The sequence below is a fragment of the Mycobacterium sp. NGS57 genome (genome assembly GCF_059812405.1).
Map to the genome: position 1 here is coordinate 215,949 of NZ_JCALCP010000007.1, position 22,631 is coordinate 238,579.

At 67.9% G+C, this 22,631-nt stretch carries 23 protein-coding genes; 11 read left to right on the forward strand and 12 right to left on the reverse strand.

Annotation, left to right across the window (positions count from 1 at the left end):
* Window positions 1-4 precede the first annotated feature (4 nt).
* The 4 genes from AC5Y43_RS15405 to AC5Y43_RS15420 all read left to right on the forward strand — a co-directional run bounded on the left by AC5Y43_RS15405 (window position 5) and on the right by AC5Y43_RS15420 (window position 2,201).
* Window positions 5-220: an acyl carrier protein gene (locus AC5Y43_RS15405; RefSeq protein ID WP_499973809.1), complete on the forward strand. Its 216-nt coding sequence runs from the start codon at window positions 5-7 to the stop codon at window positions 218-220.
* 33 nt (window positions 221-253) lie between these two features.
* The gene (locus AC5Y43_RS15410; RefSeq protein WP_499973811.1) at window positions 254-508 is read left to right on the forward strand and encodes a hypothetical protein; all 255 of its coding nucleotides are present in this window, start codon (window positions 254-256) and stop codon (window positions 506-508) included.
* 83 nt (window positions 509-591) lie between these two features.
* Window positions 592-1,167 (forward strand): hemerythrin domain-containing protein, encoded by a 576-nt coding sequence (locus tag AC5Y43_RS15415; protein ID WP_499973813.1) that lies wholly within the window; start codon window positions 592-594, stop codon window positions 1,165-1,167.
* Between the two features lie 140 nt (window positions 1,168-1,307).
* Window positions 1,308-2,201, forward strand: a complete 894-nt coding sequence (locus AC5Y43_RS15420; protein ID WP_499973815.1) for an SCO6745 family protein — start codon at window positions 1,308-1,310, stop codon at window positions 2,199-2,201.
* Here AC5Y43_RS15420 and AC5Y43_RS15425 read toward each other — a convergent pair.
* Both AC5Y43_RS15425 and AC5Y43_RS15430 read right to left on the reverse strand, forming a co-directional pair.
* The gene (locus tag AC5Y43_RS15425) at window positions 2,198-2,659 is read right to left on the reverse strand and encodes a hypothetical protein (protein ID WP_499973816.1); all 462 of its coding nucleotides are present in this window, start codon (window positions 2,657-2,659) and stop codon (window positions 2,198-2,200) included. The genes AC5Y43_RS15420 and AC5Y43_RS15425 overlap by 4 nt on opposite strands.
* A gap of 170 nt (window positions 2,660-2,829) precedes the next feature.
* Complete coding sequence (locus AC5Y43_RS15430; RefSeq protein WP_499973820.1) at window positions 2,830-3,726, reverse strand: cyclopropane mycolic acid synthase family methyltransferase; 897 nt, start codon at window positions 3,724-3,726, stop codon at window positions 2,830-2,832.
* 220 nt (window positions 3,727-3,946) lie between these two features.
* Between AC5Y43_RS15430 and AC5Y43_RS15435 the strand changes: the two genes are divergently transcribed.
* Window positions 3,947-5,305, forward strand: a complete 1,359-nt coding sequence (locus tag AC5Y43_RS15435; RefSeq protein ID WP_499973821.1) for a WS/DGAT/MGAT family O-acyltransferase — start codon at window positions 3,947-3,949, stop codon at window positions 5,303-5,305.
* Between the two features lie 15 nt (window positions 5,306-5,320).
* Here AC5Y43_RS15435 and AC5Y43_RS15440 read toward each other — a convergent pair whose 3' ends face one another.
* The 5 genes from AC5Y43_RS15440 to AC5Y43_RS15460 all read right to left on the reverse strand — a co-directional run bounded on the left by AC5Y43_RS15440 (window position 5,321) and on the right by AC5Y43_RS15460 (window position 9,328).
* On the reverse strand, window positions 5,321-5,773 hold the full coding sequence (locus AC5Y43_RS15440) for an ATP-binding protein (RefSeq protein WP_499973823.1): 453 nt from the start codon (window positions 5,771-5,773) through the stop codon (window positions 5,321-5,323).
* Between the two features lie 169 nt (window positions 5,774-5,942).
* The gene (locus AC5Y43_RS15445; protein WP_499973825.1) at window positions 5,943-6,908 is read right to left on the reverse strand and encodes a 2-hydroxyacid dehydrogenase; all 966 of its coding nucleotides are present in this window, start codon (window positions 6,906-6,908) and stop codon (window positions 5,943-5,945) included.
* Between the two features lie 45 nt (window positions 6,909-6,953).
* Complete coding sequence (locus AC5Y43_RS15450) at window positions 6,954-8,168, reverse strand: NAD(P)/FAD-dependent oxidoreductase (protein ID WP_499973826.1); 1,215 nt, start codon at window positions 8,166-8,168, stop codon at window positions 6,954-6,956.
* Window positions 8,169-8,171: 3 nt separating this feature from the next.
* Entirely contained in the window at window positions 8,172-8,360 is a 189-nt protein-coding gene (locus AC5Y43_RS15455) for a ferredoxin (RefSeq protein ID WP_499973828.1), read from the reverse strand.
* A complete protein-coding gene (locus AC5Y43_RS15460) occupies window positions 8,357-9,328 on the reverse strand; it encodes a metal-dependent hydrolase (protein ID WP_499973829.1) in 972 nt (323 codons plus the stop codon). Before AC5Y43_RS15460 ends, AC5Y43_RS15455 begins: the two co-directional genes overlap by 4 nt.
* Before the next feature lie 225 nt (window positions 9,329-9,553).
* Here AC5Y43_RS15460 and AC5Y43_RS15465 point away from each other — a divergent pair, with 225 nt between their 5' ends.
* On the forward strand, window positions 9,554-10,411 hold the full coding sequence (locus tag AC5Y43_RS15465; protein WP_499973831.1) for an LLM class F420-dependent oxidoreductase: 858 nt from the start codon (window positions 9,554-9,556) through the stop codon (window positions 10,409-10,411).
* Window positions 10,412-10,456: 45 nt separating this feature from the next.
* Here the strand turns inward: AC5Y43_RS15465 and AC5Y43_RS15470 are convergent, their stop codons facing one another.
* Entirely contained in the window at window positions 10,457-11,527 is a 1,071-nt protein-coding gene (locus AC5Y43_RS15470) for a GGDEF domain-containing protein (protein ID WP_499973832.1), read from the reverse strand.
* A 626-nt stretch (window positions 11,528-12,153) separates the two neighbouring features.
* On the opposite strand from AC5Y43_RS15470, the gene AC5Y43_RS15475 reads away from it, so the two are divergent.
* The 3 genes from AC5Y43_RS15475 (at window position 12,154) to AC5Y43_RS15485 (ending at window position 14,874) form a co-directional block, all read left to right on the forward strand.
* Complete coding sequence (locus tag AC5Y43_RS15475) at window positions 12,154-12,321, forward strand: hypothetical protein (protein WP_499973834.1); 168 nt, start codon at window positions 12,154-12,156, stop codon at window positions 12,319-12,321.
* 11 nt (window positions 12,322-12,332) lie between these two features.
* The gene (locus tag AC5Y43_RS15480) at window positions 12,333-13,784 is read left to right on the forward strand and encodes a phospholipase D-like domain-containing protein (RefSeq protein WP_499973837.1); all 1,452 of its coding nucleotides are present in this window, start codon (window positions 12,333-12,335) and stop codon (window positions 13,782-13,784) included.
* A 61-nt stretch (window positions 13,785-13,845) separates the two neighbouring features.
* Complete coding sequence (locus tag AC5Y43_RS15485; protein WP_499973839.1) at window positions 13,846-14,874, forward strand: fused (3R)-hydroxyacyl-ACP dehydratase subunits HadA/HadB; 1,029 nt, start codon at window positions 13,846-13,848, stop codon at window positions 14,872-14,874.
* Window positions 14,875-14,876: 2 nt separating this feature from the next.
* Here AC5Y43_RS15485 and AC5Y43_RS15490 read toward each other — a convergent pair whose 3' ends face one another.
* Genes AC5Y43_RS15490 through AC5Y43_RS15505 form a run of 4 tightly spaced genes read right to left on the reverse strand, consistent with a single transcriptional unit; the run spans window position 14,877 to window position 19,896 of the window.
* Entirely contained in the window at window positions 14,877-16,160 is a 1,284-nt protein-coding gene (locus AC5Y43_RS15490; protein ID WP_499973841.1) for an acyl-CoA dehydrogenase family protein, read from the reverse strand.
* A 19-nt stretch (window positions 16,161-16,179) separates the two neighbouring features.
* Entirely contained in the window at window positions 16,180-17,304 is a 1,125-nt protein-coding gene (locus AC5Y43_RS15495; RefSeq protein WP_499973842.1) for an acyl-CoA dehydrogenase family protein, read from the reverse strand.
* A complete protein-coding gene (locus tag AC5Y43_RS15500) occupies window positions 17,305-18,537 on the reverse strand; it encodes an acyl-CoA dehydrogenase family protein (protein ID WP_499973844.1) in 1,233 nt (410 codons plus the stop codon).
* A gap of 60 nt (window positions 18,538-18,597) precedes the next feature.
* Entirely contained in the window at window positions 18,598-19,896 is a 1,299-nt protein-coding gene (locus AC5Y43_RS15505) for a DUF2786 domain-containing protein (RefSeq protein ID WP_499973845.1), read from the reverse strand.
* A 614-nt stretch (window positions 19,897-20,510) separates the two neighbouring features.
* On the opposite strand from AC5Y43_RS15505, the gene AC5Y43_RS15510 reads away from it, so the two are divergent.
* Together AC5Y43_RS15510 and AC5Y43_RS15515 are read left to right on the forward strand one after the other, a co-directional pair.
* A complete protein-coding gene (locus AC5Y43_RS15510; protein WP_499973846.1) occupies window positions 20,511-21,602 on the forward strand; it encodes a hypothetical protein in 1,092 nt (363 codons plus the stop codon).
* Window positions 21,603-22,505, forward strand: a complete 903-nt coding sequence (locus AC5Y43_RS15515) for a hypothetical protein (RefSeq protein WP_499973848.1) — start codon at window positions 21,603-21,605, stop codon at window positions 22,503-22,505.
* Window positions 22,506-22,631: the final 126 nt, after the last annotated feature.

Here is a 22,631-nt window from a genome sequence, read left to right on the forward strand (position 1 = left end):
GGCAATGGCGACGGGGGAAACCGGCTTCGACGACGTGACTTACGACCTTGTTTCGGTGCAGTACCACTCGCTGAAGGCCGGGCACGACTACGGACAGTATGTGCGCGACGCCAAGAACGCGGGGCTCGATGACGTCGCCTCATTCTTCGAGGAGGTCATGGCGGAGGACTCCAAGCGCGCGCATCGCTGCCATGAGCTGCTGGTGCAGCTGACCAAATAAACGGCGCCGCAACGCGATTGATACCGTCGAGGCATGAGCGCAGTTTCCGGTAACGACCGGATCGACGATGTCACCCCCGGCGACATCATGGCCGTCGACCGCGGCGCCGGCGAGCGGGCGTGCAAGGTGGTGTTCAAGGACTTCAGCGACGACCGCTACCTCGTCACGCTCGAAACTGACGAGGGTGAAACCTTCCAGCTCGACCTCGCGCCCGGCAGTACGGTCAAGCGGTCGCTCGCGTCGAAATGGGAGTCCGCGCAAAGCCCCACACCGCGCCCGGAACGCTGACACAGCAGCGGGCCCGGCTTGACTGATTCTGCCGGCACGGACACGATGGCCGGGGCACCACGGCCGGCGAGGCGGGAGTTCGGATGGCTGACATCACCGTCTTGATCCGGGCCGACCACGACTGGTTCCGCGAACAATTCGCCAGGCTGGACTCGCTGCGTGCGGAGGCGCCGGTCGACAGCAGGGCCCTCTCGCGGCTGTGGCGCCCACTGGCCGAGAAGCTCGACGTACACGCCTACATCGAGGAGATGCTCTTCTACCCGCAACTGCTCAAGCGCGGCACCGACGATCCCGAAGGCGAGACACTGGATGCCATCGGTGATCACAACGACATTCGGGACGGGGTGCGCGACACCGACGCGGCACCCGTGGGGTCCGACCAGTGGTGGGCCGCGGTCGAGCGAACCCGATCGGCCAACGACGAGCACATGGTCGAAGAGGAACGCGACGGCCTGACCGACTTTCGCCGCAGCGCCCCGGTCGGGCTGCGCGAGGCGCTGGGGCGGCAATACAGCGAGTTCATGACCGCGCATCCCACCACCGCGGGATTGCCGATCGTCGATCGCGACCCGGAGGGTTACGTCGAGAGCGTCGAGAGCAATCCGCCACCGCGGCGCACGGACTTTTCGCTGCGCATCGGCAGCCTCAAGGGCAAGTGAACACCGTGGCCGGCGCCGACATCGTGGCGATCACCCAGCTGATGAACCTGAACGGCCTCGCGGTGGACACCCAGATCGGTGTCCTCGGCCCCGCCCGATCCGGCTGACTGCGCGCGCCGCACGAGTGGTTGACTTCGACCGTGGACAGAGAACCGGCGTTGGCGCGGCGCTTCTTCGATCGTTTCGAGCCGGTGCACGCCGTGACGTATTTCGCGCCGGAAGCCCGGGCGGCGTTGGACGGCCTGGGCTACCGAGGCTTCTGGATGGGCTACTTCGCCGCGCGGTCGGCACCGCTGGGCACCGTGCCACGCGAGCTCGTGACCGCGATCTTCTACAACTTCGCCGCCGAGCGCGTCGCCAAAGCTCTGCCCGCGGCATGGGAGATCGCCCGCCCCGAAGCCGCGCTGCGCGCCCGACAGGAGTCCACGGTGGCCGCACTACGCCGCTATGGCATCACCTCGGCTGAGAACGTCGCCGTCGCAGCCGAATTGGCGGGCAAGGCGGCGCGCCGAGCGCCGCTCGACGGTAGGCCGTTGTTCGCCGCGAACCTGGCGCTGCCGTGGCCGCAGGATCCGCTGGCCGCGCTGTGGCACGCCACCACGCTGTTGCGCGAGCAGCGCGGCGACGCGCACGTGGCCGTACTGACCGCCGCCGGAATCTCGGGCCGGGAGTCCAACGTGCTGCACGCCGCGGCCGGGCGGATCGCGCGCGACTACATCGCCCGCACGCGCGACTACGACGAGGCGGCATGGCGCCACCATGAGCAACGTCTGGCCGAGCGCGGGCTACTCGACCACGAGGGATCGCTGACCGCGGAAGGCCGGGAACTGAAGGACCACATCGAGTCGCGCACCGATGCGCTCGCCCTGTCGGCGCTCGACGCGCTCGGTGACGACGAGGTGGAGAGGCTGTTCCAGGCGCTCACCCCGATCACCCGGGCCGTGGTCGCCGGCGGCGATGTCCCCGCCGCGACGCCGATGGGTTTGCGCCGGGACGACTTAGGCGACGGCAGCGCGCATCTGATCGGCAATTAGCGCTGTGCGCCGGCGGGTTCGGCGGTAACCGGTTGTGGCGCAGAATAATCCATCGGTGGCCCGGCGCCGTTCGACAAGCCGCGGTCGGCCACGGCGGTGGCCAGCGCGGTGCCGTTGCGGATCGTCCCGACGATGTCGACGCGGTCGTTGATCGCGAAATGCGAAGTGGCGGTGACGTGTTGGCTACCACCACGAGAGATCAGGGCGGTTTTAGGGGTCACCAGATAGGTCTGGGTGTATCCGTTGGCGCTGCGCGCGGTCACGGAATTCTCCGACACGGCGACGATCGTGCCCTGCTGGTGCACCGGGTGCGAGGCCGGCGTCGGCTCCAGGGCCCCTACCACCGTTGGCTTTTCGGGGACGGCATTGATCAGCAGCGCTGTCAGAGCGGCCGTGCACAGCAGCGCGGCGAAGACGGCGTCACACGCCGCCGCGGCACCGGAGATGGTGCGCCGCACACTACGATCGGTCGCCGGCCGTCTTTGCTGTGACGGTTCGGTCATGCGGTGCTTGGCGCCCACGGTCGGTCCTTCCGGCGGTTTCGCGCCGAAACAGCCTCGGCACCCACCGCATCAGGTCGTTGCTCGTGGTGTTACCCCCGCCACCGGACGGGTAAACAGCGCGTCGGTCAGCGCTTGGCGAGCGTGAATTGCGCGACGTCGGTGTAGCCCTCGCGGAACAGGTCGGCGCAGCCGGTCAGGTACTTCATGTACCGGTCGTAGACCTCCTGGGACTGAATCGCGATGGCGTCGTCGCGGCGCCCCTGGAGGGCGGCGGCCCAGGTATCCAGCGTGCGGGCGTAGTGCAGCCGCAACGGCTGGACGAGTCTGACTTCGAAGCCGGCGCGCTCGGCGTGCTCGACGACGGTCTTGGCGTTGGGAAGGTCCCCACCCGGGAAGATCTCGTCCATGATGAACTTCATGAACCGCAGCTTGGTCATGGTGATGGGCAGGCCGCGCTCGGCGAACTCCTCATCGCTCGGCTTGATGATGCTGTGCAGGAGCATCACGCCGTCGGCGGGCAGCGCCTGGTAGGCCATGTTGAAGAAGTCGGTGTAGCGGTCGCGCCCGAAATGCTCGAAGGCGCCGATCGACACGATGCGATCCACCTCGTCGCCGAATTGCTCCCAGCCCTGCAGCCGCACCCGCTTGCTTCGTCCGCTCGGATGCGTGTCGAGCCGGTGCTGCACGTGCGCCTGCTGGTTGCGGCTCAGCGTCAGCCCGACAACGTTGACGTCGTAGCGTTCGAGCGCGCGAACGATGGTCGTGCCCCAGCCGCACCCGATGTCGAGCAGCGTCATGCCCGGCTGGAGACCGAGCTTGCCCAGCGAGAGGTCGACCTTGGCGAGCTGTGCCTCCTCGAGCGTCATGTCGTCGCGCTCGAAATAGGCGCAGCTGTAGGTGCGCGTCGGATCCAGGAATAGCGCGAAGAACTCGTCGGACAGGTCGTAGTGCGCCTGGACGTCCTCGAAGTGCGGCTGCAAGCCGGCGGCTTCGTCGTGATCTTCGGACTTACGAACTTGCACGGCACAACCTTCGACGTGGATTTTCGCGGCTCTTCAGTGGACTCAGCTGCGCTGATCGAAGCCGCTCGACTGGCTGGCCGGCCAGTCTACCGGCCGCGTGGCGGCGCGCCGAAATCGCGATTCGTGCGTCCGTTCGGGTGTGGGCGGCCCCCGCGGTGGCTAAAGGGAGGTAGGGCCGCTTCGAGGGGGCGGCACAGCCACACGAAACGAGGTCGACACCATGGAACCGATATCGCCGACGGATGCGCTGTTCCTCATCGGCGAGTCGCGCGAACATCCGATGCACGTGGGCTCGCTGCAGCTGTTCGAGCCGCCGCGGGATGCCGGGCCGCACTTCGTCCGCGAGTCCTACCAGGCCATGCTCGAATGCACCGACGTACAGCCGACGTTCCGCAAGCACCCGGCCTTCTTCGGCGGTATCACCAACGTCGCGTGGTCAGTGGACCGGGACGTCGAGCTCGACTACCACCTGCGCCGCTCGGCGTTACCGGAGCCCGGGCGCGTCCGCGACCTGTTGGAATTGACTTCCCGGCTGCACGGCAGCCTGCTCGACCGGCACCGCCCGCTGTGGGAAGCACACCTCGTCGAGGGCCTCGAGGACGGGCGGTATGCGGTCTACACGAAGTACCACCACTCGCTGATGGATGGCGTCTCGGCGCTGCGGCTGATGCAACGCGCCTTCACCCCCGATCCCGGCGACGACGAGGTGCGGGTTCCGTGGAACCTGGCCCCGCGCAAGAAGCGGCAGCGACACCCGCGGCCGTCGCGGCTCGAGCGGGCCGGCCGCACCGCCGGGTCGGCGCTGGGGCTGGCGCCGTCCACGCTGAAACTCGCACGGGCCGCGCTGCTCGAACAACAACTGACGCTGCCGTTCCGGGCGCCGCGCACCATGTTCAACGTTCGTATCGGCGGTGCTCGACGGGTGGCCGCGCAATCGTGGTCGCTGGAGCGCATCAAGGCCGTCAAGTCGGCCGCCGGCGTGACGGTCAACGACGTGGTGCTCGCGATGTCCGCGGGGGCGCTTCGGGCCTATCTGCTGGATCAGAACGCGCTGCCGGACGACCCGCTGACCGCCATGGTGCCGGTCAACCTCCGCAAGGACGACGACGACCGCGGCGGCAACCTGGTCGGCACCTTCCTGTGCAACCTGGCCACGCATCTCGACGACCCGGCACGGCGGCTCGAGGTCATCAGCTCGTCGATCCGCGACACCAAGGAGGTATTTCAGCAGCTGTCCGCGGTCCAGCAGTTGGCCCTGTCGGCGTTCAACATCGGCGGGCTGTTCTTCGGGCTCATCCCCGGATATCTGTCGGCGGCCTCGCCCCCGTTCAACATCGTCATTTCGAACGTCTCGGTCGGTCCCTCCGAGCCGCTGTATTGGCGGGGCGCCCGCCTGGACGGGAACTATCCGCTGTCGATCCCCCTGGACGGGCAGGCGGTCAACATCACCGTGACCAACAACGCCGACAACGTCGACTTCGGTCTCGTGGGTTGTCGGCGCAGCGTCCCGCACCTGCAGCGGCTGCTGGGTCATCTGGAGACGTCGCTGAAGGATTTGGAGCGCGCCTTCGGCACCTGAAACCGGCTGCGAGCGTTATGCGTTCGCGGTCACCATCGGTGCCGGCGTGGTCGTGTAGTCCAGGCATACCGTGGTGCCGCCGGGGCGGGCGTTGATGGTGCAGTGATCGGCGAGCGCATGCATCAACATGATGCCGCGCGACGCCTCCGGGTCGGTGGGTTTCACCGGCAGGTGGCGATGCCAGCTCCCGCGGTCACTGACCCACACGCTGATGGACCGCGCGGCGGGATCGTGGCGGGCCCGAAGCTCCATGGTGCCGACGGCGCGGTGGGTGCGGTAGGCATGCTCGACGCAATTCGCGAGCGCCTCGCTGGCGCCCAGGACGACGTCGTCGCGGACGTCCGCGGATATTTCGGTCGCTTCCTGCAGCCAGCGGCGCAGGGCCCGGCGTAACTGTGCTGCGGTGACGGCGTCGGCCGACCCGGCGCGAGTGAATCGCGCCTGGGTCTGGTGAGCGTCTGCAGTCATGGCGAAGGCATACCCAGTTCTGGTCCTGGCGATAACCCCGTGCACGTCTCGCTTCGGTCACCGATCCGGCGCCTTCGTAGACGCGTCACGAGAAGCGCTGACTACCCGCTAACCGGACCGGCCACGCCGTTGGCCGCGTGTGACGTCCGTCATAGGAGCGGCCCTGCCGTCAGCTGCGGGGACGCAACACCGGTGTCACCAGCTCCCCGTTGGTGAGGTAGCTGTCGAGGTTGCGGATCGCCAGCAGCGCCATCGCCCTACGGGTGCGGGCCGTGGCGCTGCCGATGTGCGGGAACAGCACCACGTTGTCCAGCCCCAGCAGCTCGGCGGGCACGCGGGGTTCGTCGGCGAAGACGTCCAGCCCCGCGCCGGCCAGGGCGCCGCCGACGAGTAACTCCACCAACGCCTGCTGGTCCACCACGCTGCCGCGCGCGATGTTGATCAGGTAACCCTCGGGGCCCAGCGCTTCGAGGACGGCGCGGTCGACGAGGTTGCGGGCGCCGTGGTCGCCCGTCGTGGCGACGACGAGAACGTCGACCGACTCGGCCAATCGCACCGGTGACTCCGCGTAGCGGTACGGCGACCCGTCGACCGGATGGCGGTTGTGATAGGCGACGGCACAGTCGAATCCGAGCAGCCTGGTCGCGATCGCCGAACCGATGCGGCCCATGCCGAGGATGCCGACACGCAGGCCGCTGACGTCCCGCCCGTACGGGAACGCGCCCTCACGTGCCCAGCGCCCGGCGCGCACGTAACGGTCGGCGGCGCCAAAGCGGCGCAGCGTCATCAGGATCAGTCCCAGCGCCGTATCGGCGACCGTGTCCGACAACACGTCGGGGGTGTTGCTCACGCCGATGCCGCGGAGCTTCGCCGCATCCAGGTCGATCGCGTCCACCCCGGCGCCGTTGTTGACGATGGCCGCCAGGTTGGGCAGCGCCGCGATGATGCCGGCGTCGATGCCGGGGTGGCCCGAGGTCACCACCACACGGATCTCGGCCCCGTGCTCGGCGAGAAACCGGGCACGCGCCGGGCCGTCGGGCAGCGCCGGGATTTCGTATCGCACGGCCAGCTCTTCGGCGAACGTCGGCTCGAACTCGCCGACCCGCAGCACGGCGTTGGTCTTCGTCACGCTCACGCGTCCATCATCCCGGCGAGGTGGACAGCCGGGGGCTCGGCACCGTCAACCCGGTGGCGCGGGCGGAAACTCCGTACGCTTGGCGACAGCGTCGCGATAGGCATACACCCGATTCGGGATCGTCCCCAGCACGGCGGTGGTGCGGCCGCCCCGGCCGTACGCGGCCACGAACTCCCACCCGTCGGGATCGCCTTCGATGACCTCCATCGCATCGTAATCGGTTGGGACACCGATCATCTGGACCTTGACGTCGTACTGGTCGGACCAGAAATACGGCACCTCGTCGTAGGCCTCCGCGCCGTCCGGTCCCACCAAGAGTGTCCGGGCCGCGGCCGCACCCTGACGTCCGGCGTCGTCCCAGTGCTCGGTGCGCAGGTGGCGCTCGTACAGCGGGTGCCACCAGCGCGCGACATCACCGGCGGCGACGACGGTGGCGTCCGCCGGACCACCCTCGGCCGCTCCCGTGGCGTCGCAGACCACCCCGTCGTCGATCCGCAAACCGGAGCCGTCGAGCCAGCCGGTCGCGGGCGTCACGCCCAGGCCGACGATCACGAGGTCGGCGGGCAGCTGCGAACCGTCGGTGAGCCGAACCGCCTGCACCCGGCCGTTGCCGACGAATGCGTCGACGCCCACGCCGACGCGCAGGTCCACGCCGTGCTGACGGTGTAGTTCGGCCCAGCGCGGCGCCAGCTCCCCGCCCAGCGCGGCCAGCAACGGGCTGGTCGCCTTCTCGACGAGCACCACGTCCAGGCCCACCGATCGGCAACTCGCGGCGACCTCGGCGCCGATGAATCCCCCACCGACTACGACCACCCGCGGCCGTGAGCCCAGCCGATCGCGGATGGCCAGGCAGTCCTCAACCGTGCGCAGCATCAGCACCCCGTCCGGAACGGGTCCACCCGGCCATTCCCGCGGGACCGCACCGCTGGCGATCACCAGCCCATCGAAAGGCATTGCCTGATCGCGGTTTTCGTCGCGCACGTGGACAGTGCGGGAGGACAGGTCCAGCTTGGTGGCCGTGGCGCCCCGCAGCACGCGCGCCTCCATCTCGAATTGGGGCGCAAGGTCGACGCCCGCCCGGTGCACCTCGCCGGTCAGCAGTTTCTTCGAGAGCGGCGGCCGATGGTACGGCGCCTGTCGCTCGGCACCCACGATCGTCAGTGCGCCGTCGTAGCCGTCCTGTCGCAGCGCCTCCGCCGCGCGCGTGCCGGCCACACCGGCGCCGACGACGACGACCTCGTTGAGTTGGCGAGCCGGCATCGGTCAGTCCTTCACCGTGATCGCGCGGGTGGGGCAGGACACTTCGGCGCCTATCAACTGCTGGCGCAGCTCCTCCGACGGCTGCTCCTGGAGCAGGTGCAGGCCGTCTTCTTGCACGTCGAACACCTCGTGGCAGATGCTCATGCACACGCCGTTGCCATCGCAGGTATCGAGATCCACCGAAACCTTCATCGCACCTGGACCTTTCCCGTTTCCTCGACAGACGTGGTGCCCCGGGAGCTGTCGGGTCCACCGGAGGGCTTCCCCTGAACGCGCGCTCGCTCTCTGGCGGCTTTCGCCACCGGCGAGTAGTTCAGGTAGTCGACCGCCATCTGGGTGGACGCCTCGTCGTTGGGATGGTGGCTGGGCCGCAGATACCGGACCGGCGTCGTCACCATGAGCTTCCACGGGCCCGGCAATCGGTACTCGCGGGCGGCCCACAGCCAGTCCCGCCAACGCCACTTCTGGTCGATGGTCGGGTCGTGGGCCATCAGGTAGCGGGCCCCCGCGACCCACCAGGCGATGAACAATGGCGTAGTGAAGAACATCGAAAACGCCCTGATCCAATAGTTGCCGCTGACGTGCTGGAACACGTCGAACACCAGCGAGCGGTGCTCGACCTCCTCGGCACCGTGCCAGCGCAGCAGGTCGAGCATCATCGGGTCGGCCTTCGCGTAGTCCAGGCCCCGGTTCGTCAGGACCCACTGGCCCAACATCGCGGTGTAATGCTCCAGCGCGGCCACATCGGCCAGCCGCCGGTACAGCCACCACCGTTTCAGCGGCGGGGGGAACCACTTGGGCGGATCGCCCAGCGTTATCGACAACACTCTCCCGAGCCGATCGGTGTACGGCGCGGTATCGATGCCCTGCTCGGCCAAATGGTCCAGCACCACCTGGTGCGCCCAGGCGTGCCAGGACTCCTGCTGGATGAACGGCTTGATCGCCGCCTCCAACTCCGGGTCGTCGACCAGCGACGACGCCTCGAGGACGGCCTTGATGAAGTGGCGCTCGCCTTCGGGCAGCAAGAGGTGCAGGACGTTGATCATGTGCGTCGAGAACGGGTCGTCGGGCACCCAGTGCAACGGGGTGTCCGACCAGTCGAAACGGACCATCCGGCGATACCTCGGGTGGCCCTCGTGGTGAAGTTGGACCTCGGGCATCTGGATGCTCCCTCCCCTAGTCTGCTGAGGTCTTTTGAGGGAACGGTCGTTCCAAGGTCGGGACGCGGGTGCCGCTTGGAGACCGTCCACCCGGCCGGGTACCCAGCTGCTCCGTGAGTCATGCGTCCCAGCGGTACCGGCTTGCCCGCCAATTTGAAGTGAACGACTGTTTACTCGCGTAATCAGGCGCGGAAGTAATCACGCCGCGGTTCGGTTGCACAGTCAATGCGCATTGGTGTCGTGTTCCCGCAGACCGAGCTGGGTGGAGACCCCGGAGCCGTCCGTGCCTACGGCCAGGGCGTCGAGGATCTCGGCTTCACGCACATCCTCGCCTACGACCACGTCGTCGGCGCCGACACGACTGTGCACCAGCGCTGGCAGGGGCCCTACGACATCGACTCGACATTCCACGAGCCGTTCGTCATGTTCGGCTACCTGGCGGCGGTCACCTCACTCGAACTCGTGACGGGCGTCATCATCTTGCCGCAGCGACAGTCGACGTTGGTGGCCAAGCAGGCCGCCGAGGTCGACCTGCTCACCAACGGGCGGTTCCGCCTCGGCATCGGGCTGGGATGGAACGCCGTGGAGTACGAGGCGCTCGGCGAGGAGTTCACCAACCGGGGCCGGCGCTCCGAGGAACAGGTCGAGGTCATGCGCAGACTGTGGACCGAGCGGTCGGTCACCTTCAACGGCAGGTACCACACGGTGACCGCGGCGGGGTTGGCGCCGCTGCCCGTCCAGCGACCGATCCCGGTCTGGTTCGGGGCGGCGTCCGACCGCGCCTACGAACGCGCCGGGCGGCTCGGCGACGGCTGGTTTCCGATGATGGGGCCGGGTCCCGCACTCGATCGCGCGCGCGAGCAAGTGCGGAGCGCGGCGACGGCGGCGGGCCGGGATCCCGACAGCCTCGGGATGGAGGGCCGGGTCAGCTGGACGCGCGACCCCGACAAGGCCGCCGCCGACATCGACGCGTGGCGGGCCGCCGGGGCGACCCACCTGTCGGTGAACACCATGAAGGCCGGCCTGGCGACCGTCGACGATCACCTCGCCGCGCTACAGCGGGTCGCCGCCGACCTGTTCTAGAAGACCGCGAACCAGATGGCGATGTAACTGGCAGATCGCCGCGGCCTAGGCCCTCAAGCCGTGGTGGACCTGGTTCCCGCCGCGGCGTTTGGCCGCGTACATGGCGCTGTCGGCGATCATGATGAGCTCCTCGACGACGCCCGCGACGACGGCACCGGCCACGACTTGCAGCTCGGCACTGGCGGTGCCGATGCTGGCGGTGATCTTCGGGAGCACCCCGGCGAGGGCGTCGCAAAACCGCGCGGTCAGCGGTCGGACGTCGGACGTCGCGGAGGTCAACGCAACCAGGAACTCCTCGCCGCCGGCGCGGCAGATGACCGCGTCGTCGGGAGCGTGCTCGCGCAGCAAGTCGGCCACCGCCTGCAGGGCGCGGTCGCCGACCGGGTGACCGTGGGTGTCGTTGATGCGTTTGAAATTGTCGAGATCGAGCATCACCACGGCCAGGTGCGTGTGCGACGGCGGCGGGTTGGCCAGGCGGTTGCTGACCGCATCGGTGAACGCGCGCCGGTTCAGCAATCCGGTGAGGGCATCCTCTTCGGAGCGCAGAGCATAGACTCCCATGGCGCGCGAAATGCCCCAGATACCAAGGGGCACCGTCAGGTTGAGAAAGTTGTCCAACCAGAACGCGGAGGCCGCAGTGGGGATGTTGACCTCGCGGACCAGCCGCAGCACCGCCACCGTGGTGACCGCGACGGCCCAGACACCGCTGCAGAGCAGGAGCTTTGGGCTGTGGAAAAACGCGATGTAGCCACCGGTGACCGCCAGCGCCGTGGCCGCCAGCGCGGCGAGGGTGGCGGTGGGCTGTACGAGACTCCAGGCGCCGACACACAGCGTGCCGAACGACACGATGGCCTGCGACTGGCGGCGGGTGGGCCAGCGCGTCAGCCACAACAGCGTCACCCCGAGGATGAACGTCGCGCTGAGCACGGCGGTGACCATTTGCGTCGCACCGGCGTGGCTCTGACTCGGCAACACGGTCAACGGCACCAGCGCCGACGATCCGGCGACGATGGCCATGATGATCTGGGCCGAACGGAGCATGCCCCGTTGGCGCAGGAACGTCGTGATCCACTCGTACTGGTCGGGCTGACTCAGCCACGCCCTCAGCCGCGACATCAGTCGGCGAACCTCCGGTGCGGTGGTGGTCGGCGTCCGGTGGGCGCGACGGGCCCCCACTCCCGCTCACGTACTTGGGCGAACGTCGATTCGCTGCGCTTACCCGCCACCGGATCGGCACCCCTCCGTGAGCCACCTCGGCCCCGTCTTCCACCCGTCTTTTCGAGCCGCCGCGGCACCGACAAACTGCGAGTGCGAATGCTACTCCCTTGTGGGCGTGGCATTTCGGGTCGGGCCCAGCGGGCCGGAACCTTGCCGGAGCGTTACGTCTATCCGTAACGTTTGCGAAATGCCGGCCACGAAGTTGTGCTGCAGCGTGTGCGGATCGGGGTTTTACGGTCGGTCCGACGCGACATACTGCGGCGGGGCATGCCGGCAGAAGGCCTATCGGGCGCGCACCGGCGGCCACGACCAGCGTGAATCTGTCGATCTGGTGCGACGCGCCCGGCAACTGCGCCGCCGGGCGCAAAGCGCCCGCGAGGACGCCGCCTCGACCCGCCGCAGGACAGCGGCGTTGCTGGATTCCTTTCGGCGGTGAGCGGCGGGTGCACGGCCTCCGGTTTCGGATCCGGCGATTTGGGCGACCCTGCTTGGGAAGCATTCGTCGAAGCTCGGAGGAGATTCGCGTGGATCAGCAAGTCAACATCGACCCGCCGCCGGCGCCGGAAGACGCCACGAAGGCGACCGCGGAGCAACGCGAACTGCAGGAGAAACTCGAGCACCGGGGCGACGACCCGGACGGTCCGGGCCTGCACCAGTCCCGGCACGACCTTCCCGACGAGAGCACGCGGTAGAGCCCGGGCTCTTGTTGATCGCCGAGCAGACCTGCTGGCGCGTCGAGCGCGCCGGCCAGTTCGCCTGCATCATCGACGCCGCCGACTATTTTCGGCACGTCAAGGCGGCGATGTTGCGCGCCGAGCGCCGAATCATGCTGGTGGGCTGGGACTTCGACGCCAGGACGACATTCGAGCGCGGCCGTAAGACATTGCCGGGGCCCAACCAGCTGGGCGCCTTCCTCTATTGGCTGCTCTGGCGGCGGCCGAGGCTCGAGATCTATGTGTTGAAGTCCAACTTGCGGCTCCTGCCGATCTTCGACGGCATTTGGTACGGCATCACCCCCGTGTCGGTGCTGAATCGGCTGAGCAGCAGGCGGTTGCGCTTCGCCATCGACGGCGCCCGCCCCACCGGCTCGGTGCATCACCAGAAGATCGCGATCGTCGACGACGTCCTGGCGTTCTGCGGGGGCATCGACCTGACCCTGGATCGCTGGGACACCCCGGAACACCTCCACCACAACCGGTTTCGTCGCGCGCTTGGCCGCAGGTACGGTCCCCGGCATGAGGTCACCGCGGCGGTCGACGGGGCGGCGGCGGCGGCCCTCGCCGAGGGCACCAGGGAAAGGTGGCGGACGGCGACGGGCCGGTCGCTGGACCCGGTCGGCTCGGTCGACGCCGTCGACCCCGTCTGGCCTTCCGGCTTGCCGGCGACCCTGCGTGACGTCGACGTCGGCATCGCGCGCACCTTGCCCGGCTTCGATGACCGCCCGGAGGTTCGCGAGGTCGAGGAGCTCAACCTCGCGGCCATCGCGGCGGCGCGCCACGTCATCTATATGGAGAACCAATACCTGGCGGCCCATCAGATCGTCGAAGCCCTCGCGGCTCGGCTCAAAGAGCCCGACGGGCCGGAGATCGTCGTCGTCCTTCCCCGCAGAGGCCTGAATCGCCTGGAGCGCGAAACCATGGACGGCGCGCGCCACCGCCTGATCCAGGAGCTGTGGGCGGCGGACAACCACCGCCGCTTGGGCGTCTACTGGGCGGAAACCGACGGCGGCGCGTCGATCTACATCCACTCGAAGGTCTTGATCGTCGACGACCGGCTTTTGCGCGTCGGCTCGTCGAACTTCAACAACAGGTCGATGGGATTCGACAGCGAATGCGATGTCGTTGTCGAGGCGGACCCGAATGCCGAAGCGCACGAACACATCCGGCGGGCGATCACGTCGGTGCGGCAACAGTTGGTGTGTGAGCACCTGGGCGTGCCGGTCGACGAGTTCGAGCGAGCTGCGCAGCACGGCAACTCGTTCTTGCGGTCCGTCGAGGCGCTTCGCGGACAAGGGAAAACGTTGCGGCGGTTCACCAGCCGGACCGTGACCGGAGAGGACAGCCCGCTGGCCGAGAACGACCTGATGGATCCCGACCACGTCCCGCGATCGCTGTCCCGCAGCGCGCGGCAACTGCTGACGCGCCTGTCCCCGTGACCTCACGCTAGTGTGCTTAGGTCGGCCACAGCGAACCAGCCGATAGAACGGTTGCACATTCATGACCGCAGCAGCGGGGTCGGCGATCGAATCGCGGGTCGGGCACTACTACCGGGCGGACGACACCTACCAGGTCGGCCGCGAGAAGGTCCGCGAATACGCCCGGGCCGTGCAGGACTATCACCCCGCACACTGGGATGACGCCGCCGCCGCGGAACTGGGCTATTCCGGGCTGGTGGCGCCGCTGACGTTCACGTCGACCCCGGCCATGGCGGCCAATCGACTCATGTTCGAGTCGGTGGTCGTCGGCTACGCCACCTACTTGCAGACCGAAGAAGTCTTCGAGCAGCACCGCCCGATCGTGGTCGGCGACGAGCTGGCCATCGACGTCGAACTGTCGTCGGTGCGCAGGGCCGCCGGCAGAGACTTCATCACCGTCACCAACACCTTCACCGACACTGCCGGCGAGCGGGTGCACACCCTGCACACCACCGTCATCGGGCTCACCGGCGAGGACGTCGATCCGTCGATCGCGGAGGCCGTGCAGACCGCGATGATGCACGACGTCAACATCCTCGACATCGGCAAATCCGATGTGGCTTACCAAAAGACGGTGCGCCCCGATGACGAGGTCCGGATCGCCGAGGCAGGCTCGGTCCGCACGCCGGGGACGCCGCCCTTCGATACCGTCAAGGTCGGCGACGAGCTGCCGGAGCAGCACGCCCGGCTGTCCCGCGGCGACCTGGTGAACTATGCCGGCGTGGCCGGCGACGCGAACCCGATCCACTGGGACGAGGACATCGCGAAGCTGGCGGGGCTGCCCGGCGTGATCGCCCACGGCATGCTCACCATGGGGCTGGGCGCCGGATACGCCTCCGCGTGGTCGGGCGACCCGGGCGCGGTCACCCGCTACGCGGTGCGGCTGTCCCAGCCCGCGATCGTGTCGGCCGCCGAGGGCGCGGACATCCTGTACAGCGGCCGGATCAAGTCGCTGGATCCGGAGACCCGCAGCGGCGTCGTCATCGTCGGCGCGAAGTCCGGTGGCCGGAAGATCTTCGGGATGGCGACGTTGAACGTCCGTTTCAGCTGACGTCAGCGCCGGCGGGCGAAGTACTTCTTGTAGTCCTCGGCGGCGGCGCGCAGTTCGGGGTCGGCTTCGAACTTGGGCTCGAATTTCGCCCATGCGGCCTCCCGCTTGGCGGGGAAGTACTCCGTCGGCCAGTACGGATGCTCCTGCGGGCGGTAGTCGCGCAGCACCCGGCGGGCCACGGTGGCCTTGTGCACCTCGTCGGCGCCGTCGGCGAGCCCCATCGTCGGCGCGCCCGCATACATCGCCTGCAGCGGCGTCAGGTCCGTCGTCCCTAGCGACCCCAGGATGTGCAGGGCGTTGTACGACACGTCGCGCAGCACCTTGGCCATCGTGAATTTGACCGTCGCGATGTCGGTTCGGGCCTCCTTGGTGCTGGAATTGTCGATCTTCCAAGCGGTTTCGAGCACGAGCAGCCGCAGCATGCGGATGGCGGCATAGGAGTCGGCGATCTTTTCCTGCACCATCTGGTGCTCGGCGATGACCTTGCCGTGCGATTCGCGCGACAGCGCGCGCTCGCACATCATGTCGAACGCGAGCCGGCACTGGGCGATGGTGCGCATCGCATGGTGGATGCGGCCTCCACCGAGGCGGCGCTGGGCGAGCGTCTTGGCGCCGTCCTCGGGACCGAGCAGGTGGTCGAGCGGAACGCGCACATCCTTGTAGATGATGTGGTTGTGGTTGCGCGGCTCCGGCTGGATCTCGACGCCCGGGGTCTGGCGCGGTACCACGAACATGCCGTTGGTGCACATCACGAAGAGGATGTCGGCGACCCGGCCCGCCGACGTGAACCACTTCTCGCCGTTGATGACCCATTCGTCGCCGTCGCGCGCGGCGTGGGTCGTAAACAGGCTGGGGTCCGAGCCGCCCTGCGGCTCGGTCATCGAATACGCCGAGAAGATGTCCTGGTTGAGCAGCGGCTGCAGCCACCGCTTCTTCTGGTCCTCGGTGCCGAACGCGGCCAGCATCTCCATGTTGCCGGTGTCGGGGGCCGCGGCGCCGAACATCTGCGGGGCCTGCGAGTAGCGGCCGATGACCTCGTTCAGCAGCGCCAGCTTGAGCTGGCCGAAACCGGGGCCGCCCAACTCCTCGTCGAGGAATAGAGCCCACAGCCCCTGGTCTTTGATCTGCTGCTGCAGGCCGCGCACGTAGGCCTTCACCCGGGGGTCCGGCGTGCGAACGGCGTACGGGAACACGAAGTCGAGCGGCTCGATCTCCTCTTTGCAGAATTTGTCGACCCACTCGAGCTTCTCCTGGAATTCGGGATCGGTCGAGAAGTCCCATGCCATGGTGGCCTCCGTTCTGCCGCTAGGCCTTCGTCAGCTCGGCGTACCGCGCGAGGTGTTGGTCGGTGGTGCCGAACTCGTACTGAATGGCGGTGAGCCGCTTGAAGTAATGGCCGATAGCCAGTTCCTCGGTCATGCCCATCCCGCCGTGCAGCTGCACGGCCTGCTGGCCGATGAAGCGCGCCGCGCGGCCGACGGTGGCCTTGCCGACCGATACCGCGCGGGCGCGCATCTCCTCATCGGCCTCGAGATTGAGGATCGCCAGATAGACGGCGGCGACGGACTGTTCGAGTTCCATATACATGTCGACCATGCGGTGCTGGAGCACCTGGAAGCTGCCGATCGGTTGGCCGAACTGCTTGCGCTGCTTGCAGTATTCGACGCTGTCCGCCAACACTTTTCGCATGCAGCCGACGGCCTCGGAGCAGATCGCCGCGGCGCCCTCGTCGCGCGCCCTGCTCAACGAGGGCCATGCTTTGCCCTGTTCGCCGAGCAGCGCCTGTGCCGGCAGCCGCACGTCATGGAACGTGATGTCGGCGGCGCGCCGGTCGTCGATGGTTCGATACGGGTGGAGCTCGATGCCGGGCGCGTCAATGTCGGTGATAAACAATGAGATTCCGTCGACACCCGGGGTGCGCGCGGTGACCAACAGGTGCGTCGCCAACGGTGCCGCCACGGCCACGGCCTTCGCGCCGTTCAGCACCCAGCTATCGCCGTCGGGTTGGGCGAGGGTCGTTGCGTCGTGCCAGCTGTCGGTCGAGTCCGGCTCCCCGGCGGCCAGCGCCACCACCGCGGTGCCGGCGATGACCTCCTTCAGCACGGTCGTCGCCGCGGGTCCGCCGGCGCGGTGCAGCAGCCCGCCCGCCACGACGACGGCGTCGACGTAGGGTTCGATCACCAGGGCGTGGCCGAGCGCCTCGGTGATGACCATGAGTTCTACTGGGCCACCCCCGATTCCACCGACGTCCTCGGGCAGGGTGGCGCCAAGGATACCCAGCTCGGTGGCAAAACCGCGCCAGATGTCGGGCTGCCAACCGGCACCGGTCTTGGCGGCCGCCCGGCTGGCCTCGAGGTTGTATCTCGCGGCCAGGAACTTCGCGAGCTCGTCACGCAACAGTTGCTGCTCGCTGGTCAGGTTGAAGTCCATCTACAGTCCCAGCGCGGCTTTGGCGAGGATGTTCCGCTGAATTTCGTTGCTGCCCGCGTAGATTGAGCCGGCCCGGTCGTTGAAATATCGCAGCGGTGCGACCGCCTGCCACGGCTCGCCGGTCAGGTAGCCGTCGGCGGGCGGTTCGAACTCGGCGATGGGGCCGCCGGGTGCGGTCACGTGCGGCTGGTAGGCCCGGCCCCGCGGACCGGCCGCCTCCAGCGCGAGCTCGGTGAGCGCCTGGCTGAGTTCGGTGCCCAAGACCTTGAGCATCGACGACGCCGCGCCGGGGTTGCGGCCCCCAGCCGCCGCGGCGAGCACCCGGTATTCCAGGACCTCCAACACCTCGGCGCGGATGCGCGCGTCCGCCAGCTTGCGCATGAAGGCGGGGTCGTCGGCCAGGCGTCCGCCGCCGGGGCCGGGCTGGCCCTTGGCCGCCTGGCCGATCTCCTCGGCCGCCACCTGCAGCGCCGGCGCCACCGCACCGCCGCCGCGCTCGAACTCCAGCAGATACTTCGCAACCGTCCAGCCGCTATCGATCTCGCCGATGACGTTGGCCTTGGGCACCCGCACCACGTCGAAGAACACCTGGTTCTGGATCTGTTCGCCGGAGGTCATCACCAGCGGCCTGATCGCGATGCCGGGCGAGGTCATCTCGATCAGGACGAACGTGATGCCCTGCTGCTTCTTTTCCCGACGGGAGGTGCGCACCAGCGCGAACATCCAATTCGCCTCGGCGGCGTGGGTGGTCCAGATCTTGCTGCCGGTGCAAACCAGATCGTCGCCGTCGGCCACGGCGGCCATCGACAGCGCCGCCAGGTCCGACCCGGCCTCGGGCTCGGAATATCCCTGACAGAAAAACACCTCGCCGGTCAGGATCCGGGGCAGGAAGTAGTCCTTCTGCGCGTCGGTGCCGTACTTGATGATCGCGTGCGCGACCATCCGAATCCCCATCGGCGACAACGCCGGCGCGCCGGCCAGCGTCGTTTCGCGGCTGAAAATGTAGTGCTGCGTGAGGCTCCAGTCGCAGCCGCCGTACTCGACCGGCCAGCCGGGCGCCGCCCATCCCCGCTCGTACAGAATCGCCTGCCAGGCCATGCTCGCCTCGTGCTCGGCGTAAACACTGGTCATCAACCGCCCGGCGCGCCGCAGTTCGGGGGTCAGCTTCTGGTCGAGAAAGGTCCGGACCTCGTCCTGGAACGCACGGTCGGCCGCTGACCACCGAAGGTCCATAGACTTCCCCTGCCGTGCCGGCGGACGAGCGCAGTTTCCGCCTGAGCCTATCGCGGTGTTCTAACCCGCGATCGCCTCCCGGGTGTCGAGCACGGCCATATCCGCGGCCGCGCGCCCGGCGCCCCAGCCGGCGATGTCGGACGCCGCTACCGAGCGCCGGACCGTCGCGGGGAACAGTCGGTCAGCGAGCTCATCGGCCGCCCGGCTGTTGGCGGCCAGCACCGGGAGTAGTCGACCGTCCTGCTTGGCCTCTGCCGTGACGGATGCGCTGGCGTTATCGAGGCGTTCGCCGATCCGCTGGGCATACGCGAGGAGGAACGATTGGCGAAATGACCTGCTTCGGGTGTGCCTATTGCTTTGGCGGCGCCCGGCGCTGAGCATGGCCCGGTTGGCTTGGACGAGCAGCGAGGTGGTGAGCACCTCGACGAGGGTGAGATCGGTTTCGCAGCCGACGACGGTGACGAAGCCGAGGCCCTGCGCCCACACCGCCCGGCAACGATTGGCCTGGCTCACCGCCTGCACCAGCATCGACTTTGCCGCGGCGTAAGGATTCTCGATCCAGATCCGTCGCGCGACCGCCACCGGCGCCTGGCCGCGGTCGTGGTGGGTCAGCGCCTCCTGCAACGAGTACCGGCTCATCAGGTCTTGGGCCTTGGCCGACAGGGCCTCGGCCTCGTCGGGAAACTCGGTGGCTTCCGCCTTCGCCAGCAGCGCGCGCACCTTCGCGAGGGCCTTCTCGTCGACGTCGTTCACCGTCGTCGGCGCGTGACGATGCGCGCCGGGCGGCGGCAGGATCGCTTGCAGCACGGGAATTCTGCCGAGGAGGTTCAGCAGCTTCACGACAACGGTCAGTGCCATACGCCGGTCGACGGCGTTGGACGCCGCCCAGCGCCACATCTGCGGCGTCTGCGCATCGACGTCGACGGTGGCTGCGAGCGCTTTGATTTCGGCCCGCCAATTCGGATGCAGCGTCGCGACCGCGTACCCCGCAGACTCCCGGACGATGGCCTCGTCGAGGTAGCGGACCTCGGTTGCCGGCAGCCTGCGGCGCGCCACCTCGTGCAGGTCGGACGGCAACCAGCCGTGCTCCCATGCCGCTCTGATGGCCTCGTTCATGGTGAGGTCGGCCGCAACGTCGAGGTCGCGCGGGAAGGACCGGAACCCCTCGAACAGTTGCGCCGCGTGCCGCGGCGCGTCATCGGGCGAATACGAAGCGGCCGTACTCAGCGCCACCACGAGGCGTTCCAGCAGCAGCGCCCGGTCCGGCCCGGGGTCGGACCCAGTGCGTTCTCGATCAGTGGCCGCCCGGCGCCGGTTCTTTTGTTTGGCGGCCCGCTTCTCGCGGTTGCGTCTGCTCATGCACCGGATTCTTGCGGAGGGGTGTGACACCTCGCCGCGGACGCGCCGCGGGCGTTGTTGATCAGTCGACGATCCGGTAGTCGACACCGAGTGCGCGGTTCATGCTCTCCGCGCGGCGATCGCGGGTGAGCAGCGTTCGGCGATTGGTCAACGCGGCCTGGCCGACGTGCGCGTCAGACCCAAAGCTCGCCGTCGGGCTTCAGCGCGAAGCCGGCGCACGTCGCCATCGGTTAGCACGGCGCCTTCGACGCTGCCGAGTATCGGTAGTCCGTCTTGCAATTCGATCGAACGTGGTCGCCGCGGGATGGGTTGGATCCGCAAGCCGGCTCCGTCCGGGACCAGTTCGAGCGGTGTGTCCGGTGCGATACGCAGCGCCACGCACAGCGCTTTAGGGATGACCAGCCGCCCTCGACGGTCCGCCGTCACGTGCATGTCACCGAGCTAGCGCGCGGCCGACGCGGCGGCACGGCACCGTTCATTGGGCTTGTGGCAGTTGACATGCATCAGGGGCGTCGTACCAGCGGCGGCAGCAGGTCGACAGGATCGAGACCAACAGCCTCCACAATGCGTATCCGTATAGTGCGGGCGGGTCGGATCTACGAATGGAGGCCATGTTGGGTTACGAGATCGAGTGGGACGGCCACACGGTCACGCTGCCGCCGGTGGGCGATTCGATCGATGACGGGCTCTCGTTCACCACGTGGGATGACGCAGACCTGCGGTTCGCGCGCTACGCAGCGGACACGTTCAACGCAGGCCCCGAAGGCGAGACCCTGACGCTGGCCCCGGTGGTCCTCATACCTCGCCCGGACAACGAACACGACCCGCATGCCGTGTCGGTCGCGAGGCCGCGATCCACCGGCGGCGACATCGACGACCGTCACATGGGTTTCCTGTACCGCCGGCTGCTGGACTACCTGCCGGACAACGCGATCCCACTCCTTGCTGAAATGTCTGGCGGGGAGGTCAACTGCACCGTCATCATCGAGCGCGATGACGCGAGTTATTACGGTCTGGACTTCGACGACCCGGACGACCTGCGTTGCGCCTACGGTGAGGCCGCACTCGCCTTACCCTCATTCGCCGAGCTGGCATACGCGATGCACAGCTTTTTGATCTCGCGCGGAATTGACCCCGACTGCGAAGGGCGAGAGCGCACGAGTCATGTCCTCGAACGGTTACGCACATTCCCCGCGCAGAACGCTCCTCTCGGTCCGCTGTCGGTTGCAGTCCGCGAAGGCAAGGCGGGACAGCCCAGTTCGTTGGTCGTGCGCGCCCGGGATACCGTGATCGGATCTGTCGCTCTCGGCTACCTATTCCTCGACGACGAGCGCCTTCGCCCCGACGTGCTCGACGGGCTGCGGGAGCTGGGTGTCCCTGCGGCTGCGCCCGCGCATCCCCGCCGCGAAGCCGTAAGCACCGAATGGCAACCCGGCGCCGTCCCCAACGTGCGTGTGGACTGGCGCCCGGGTGGGCTGAAGCTGCGGTGGGCCGAGCCGGACGGACCGTCATCACGAACGACCTTCGCCCAGTACAACCCGACAACCGAGAAACTGTGGGTCGAAGACGAGCGGCTGATCGCGCCGGCGTGTGCGTTCGCTGCTCGCCTTGGTATCCCGGTCGACGACATCGGGCTGCCGCCGCTGAGATGGACGCTGCGCGAGCGGGTGTGGCGCGGTCACCTGCGTGACCTGTCCTACGAATAGATGAGCATCGGACCCACCTTCCGGCCGCTGAACCCCGCCGCGGCGGGCGAGGTGCCGGACACACTGTTCCAGGCGTCAGAATTGGCGCGGATCGCCCAGCCAGCTCACAAGCAGGGCGCCGAACCCACCGCGCTGCTGGAGCGACTCACCACCCACCGCGGCACTCTCTTTCCCAGCCACAGTTATCTCGACAGGATCGGCAGGTGCCGGATCTGCGAGCGGCCGGCCGGTGAGTTCCGCGCGAGCCTGTGCGCGCAGACGCTGGCGTACTGTCACCGGTGCCTCGCCGTGGCAGTCGAGGGACTGCCGAACATGGCGTCGACGCTCGCCCGGGCAACTGATCGCGCAATAGTGGCGGTCCGCGCCTTGGCCGAGGCCGAGTTCGGCGGGGCGGCATTCGTCGAGTCCCAGCTGACCAGGATCCGCGCAAATCCGCAGGATCAACTGTCGCCGGCCGACATCGATCACCGGCTGCTTCTGCGTATTGCCATCACGCGCGGACAGCTTCCATGGACGCACATCCTCATCGAGGCCGGGCTGGCCGACGACGGCGTACGGCTGTCGCGCGGCACTGTACTCAAAGCTGCCGATGGACACCGGTGTCTGTCGCTGCAAGAGAAGGCGGTCGATGATTTCTTCACCCAATACGGGATTGGCCACACGCCCGAGCCGAGGTATCCCTTTGACCCGGAGCTTAACCCGTACACCCGCCGTCGAGCCGATTGGCTACTGGAGGACGGTACCTTCGTCGAGATGTGGGGTATGCCCAACGATCCCGTATACGCGCGGAAGATGCACGAAAAGATTGAGCTAGCGGCGCATCACAGGTTGCAGCTAATCGGCCTTACAGCCGACGACATCGGGCGACTCAGTGACATCTTTGCCTACTGGTTAACAAATTAGGATGAGTTGAGATGCCTGGCCGATCGGTTCGCCGGCATTGGCGCAAGCCAAGCCACACCGCTTAGGTCAGGCTGCACGCCTAGGGCACGCCGGCGTCGGCACAGCGTTCGCTGCCAGTCCGGGCTC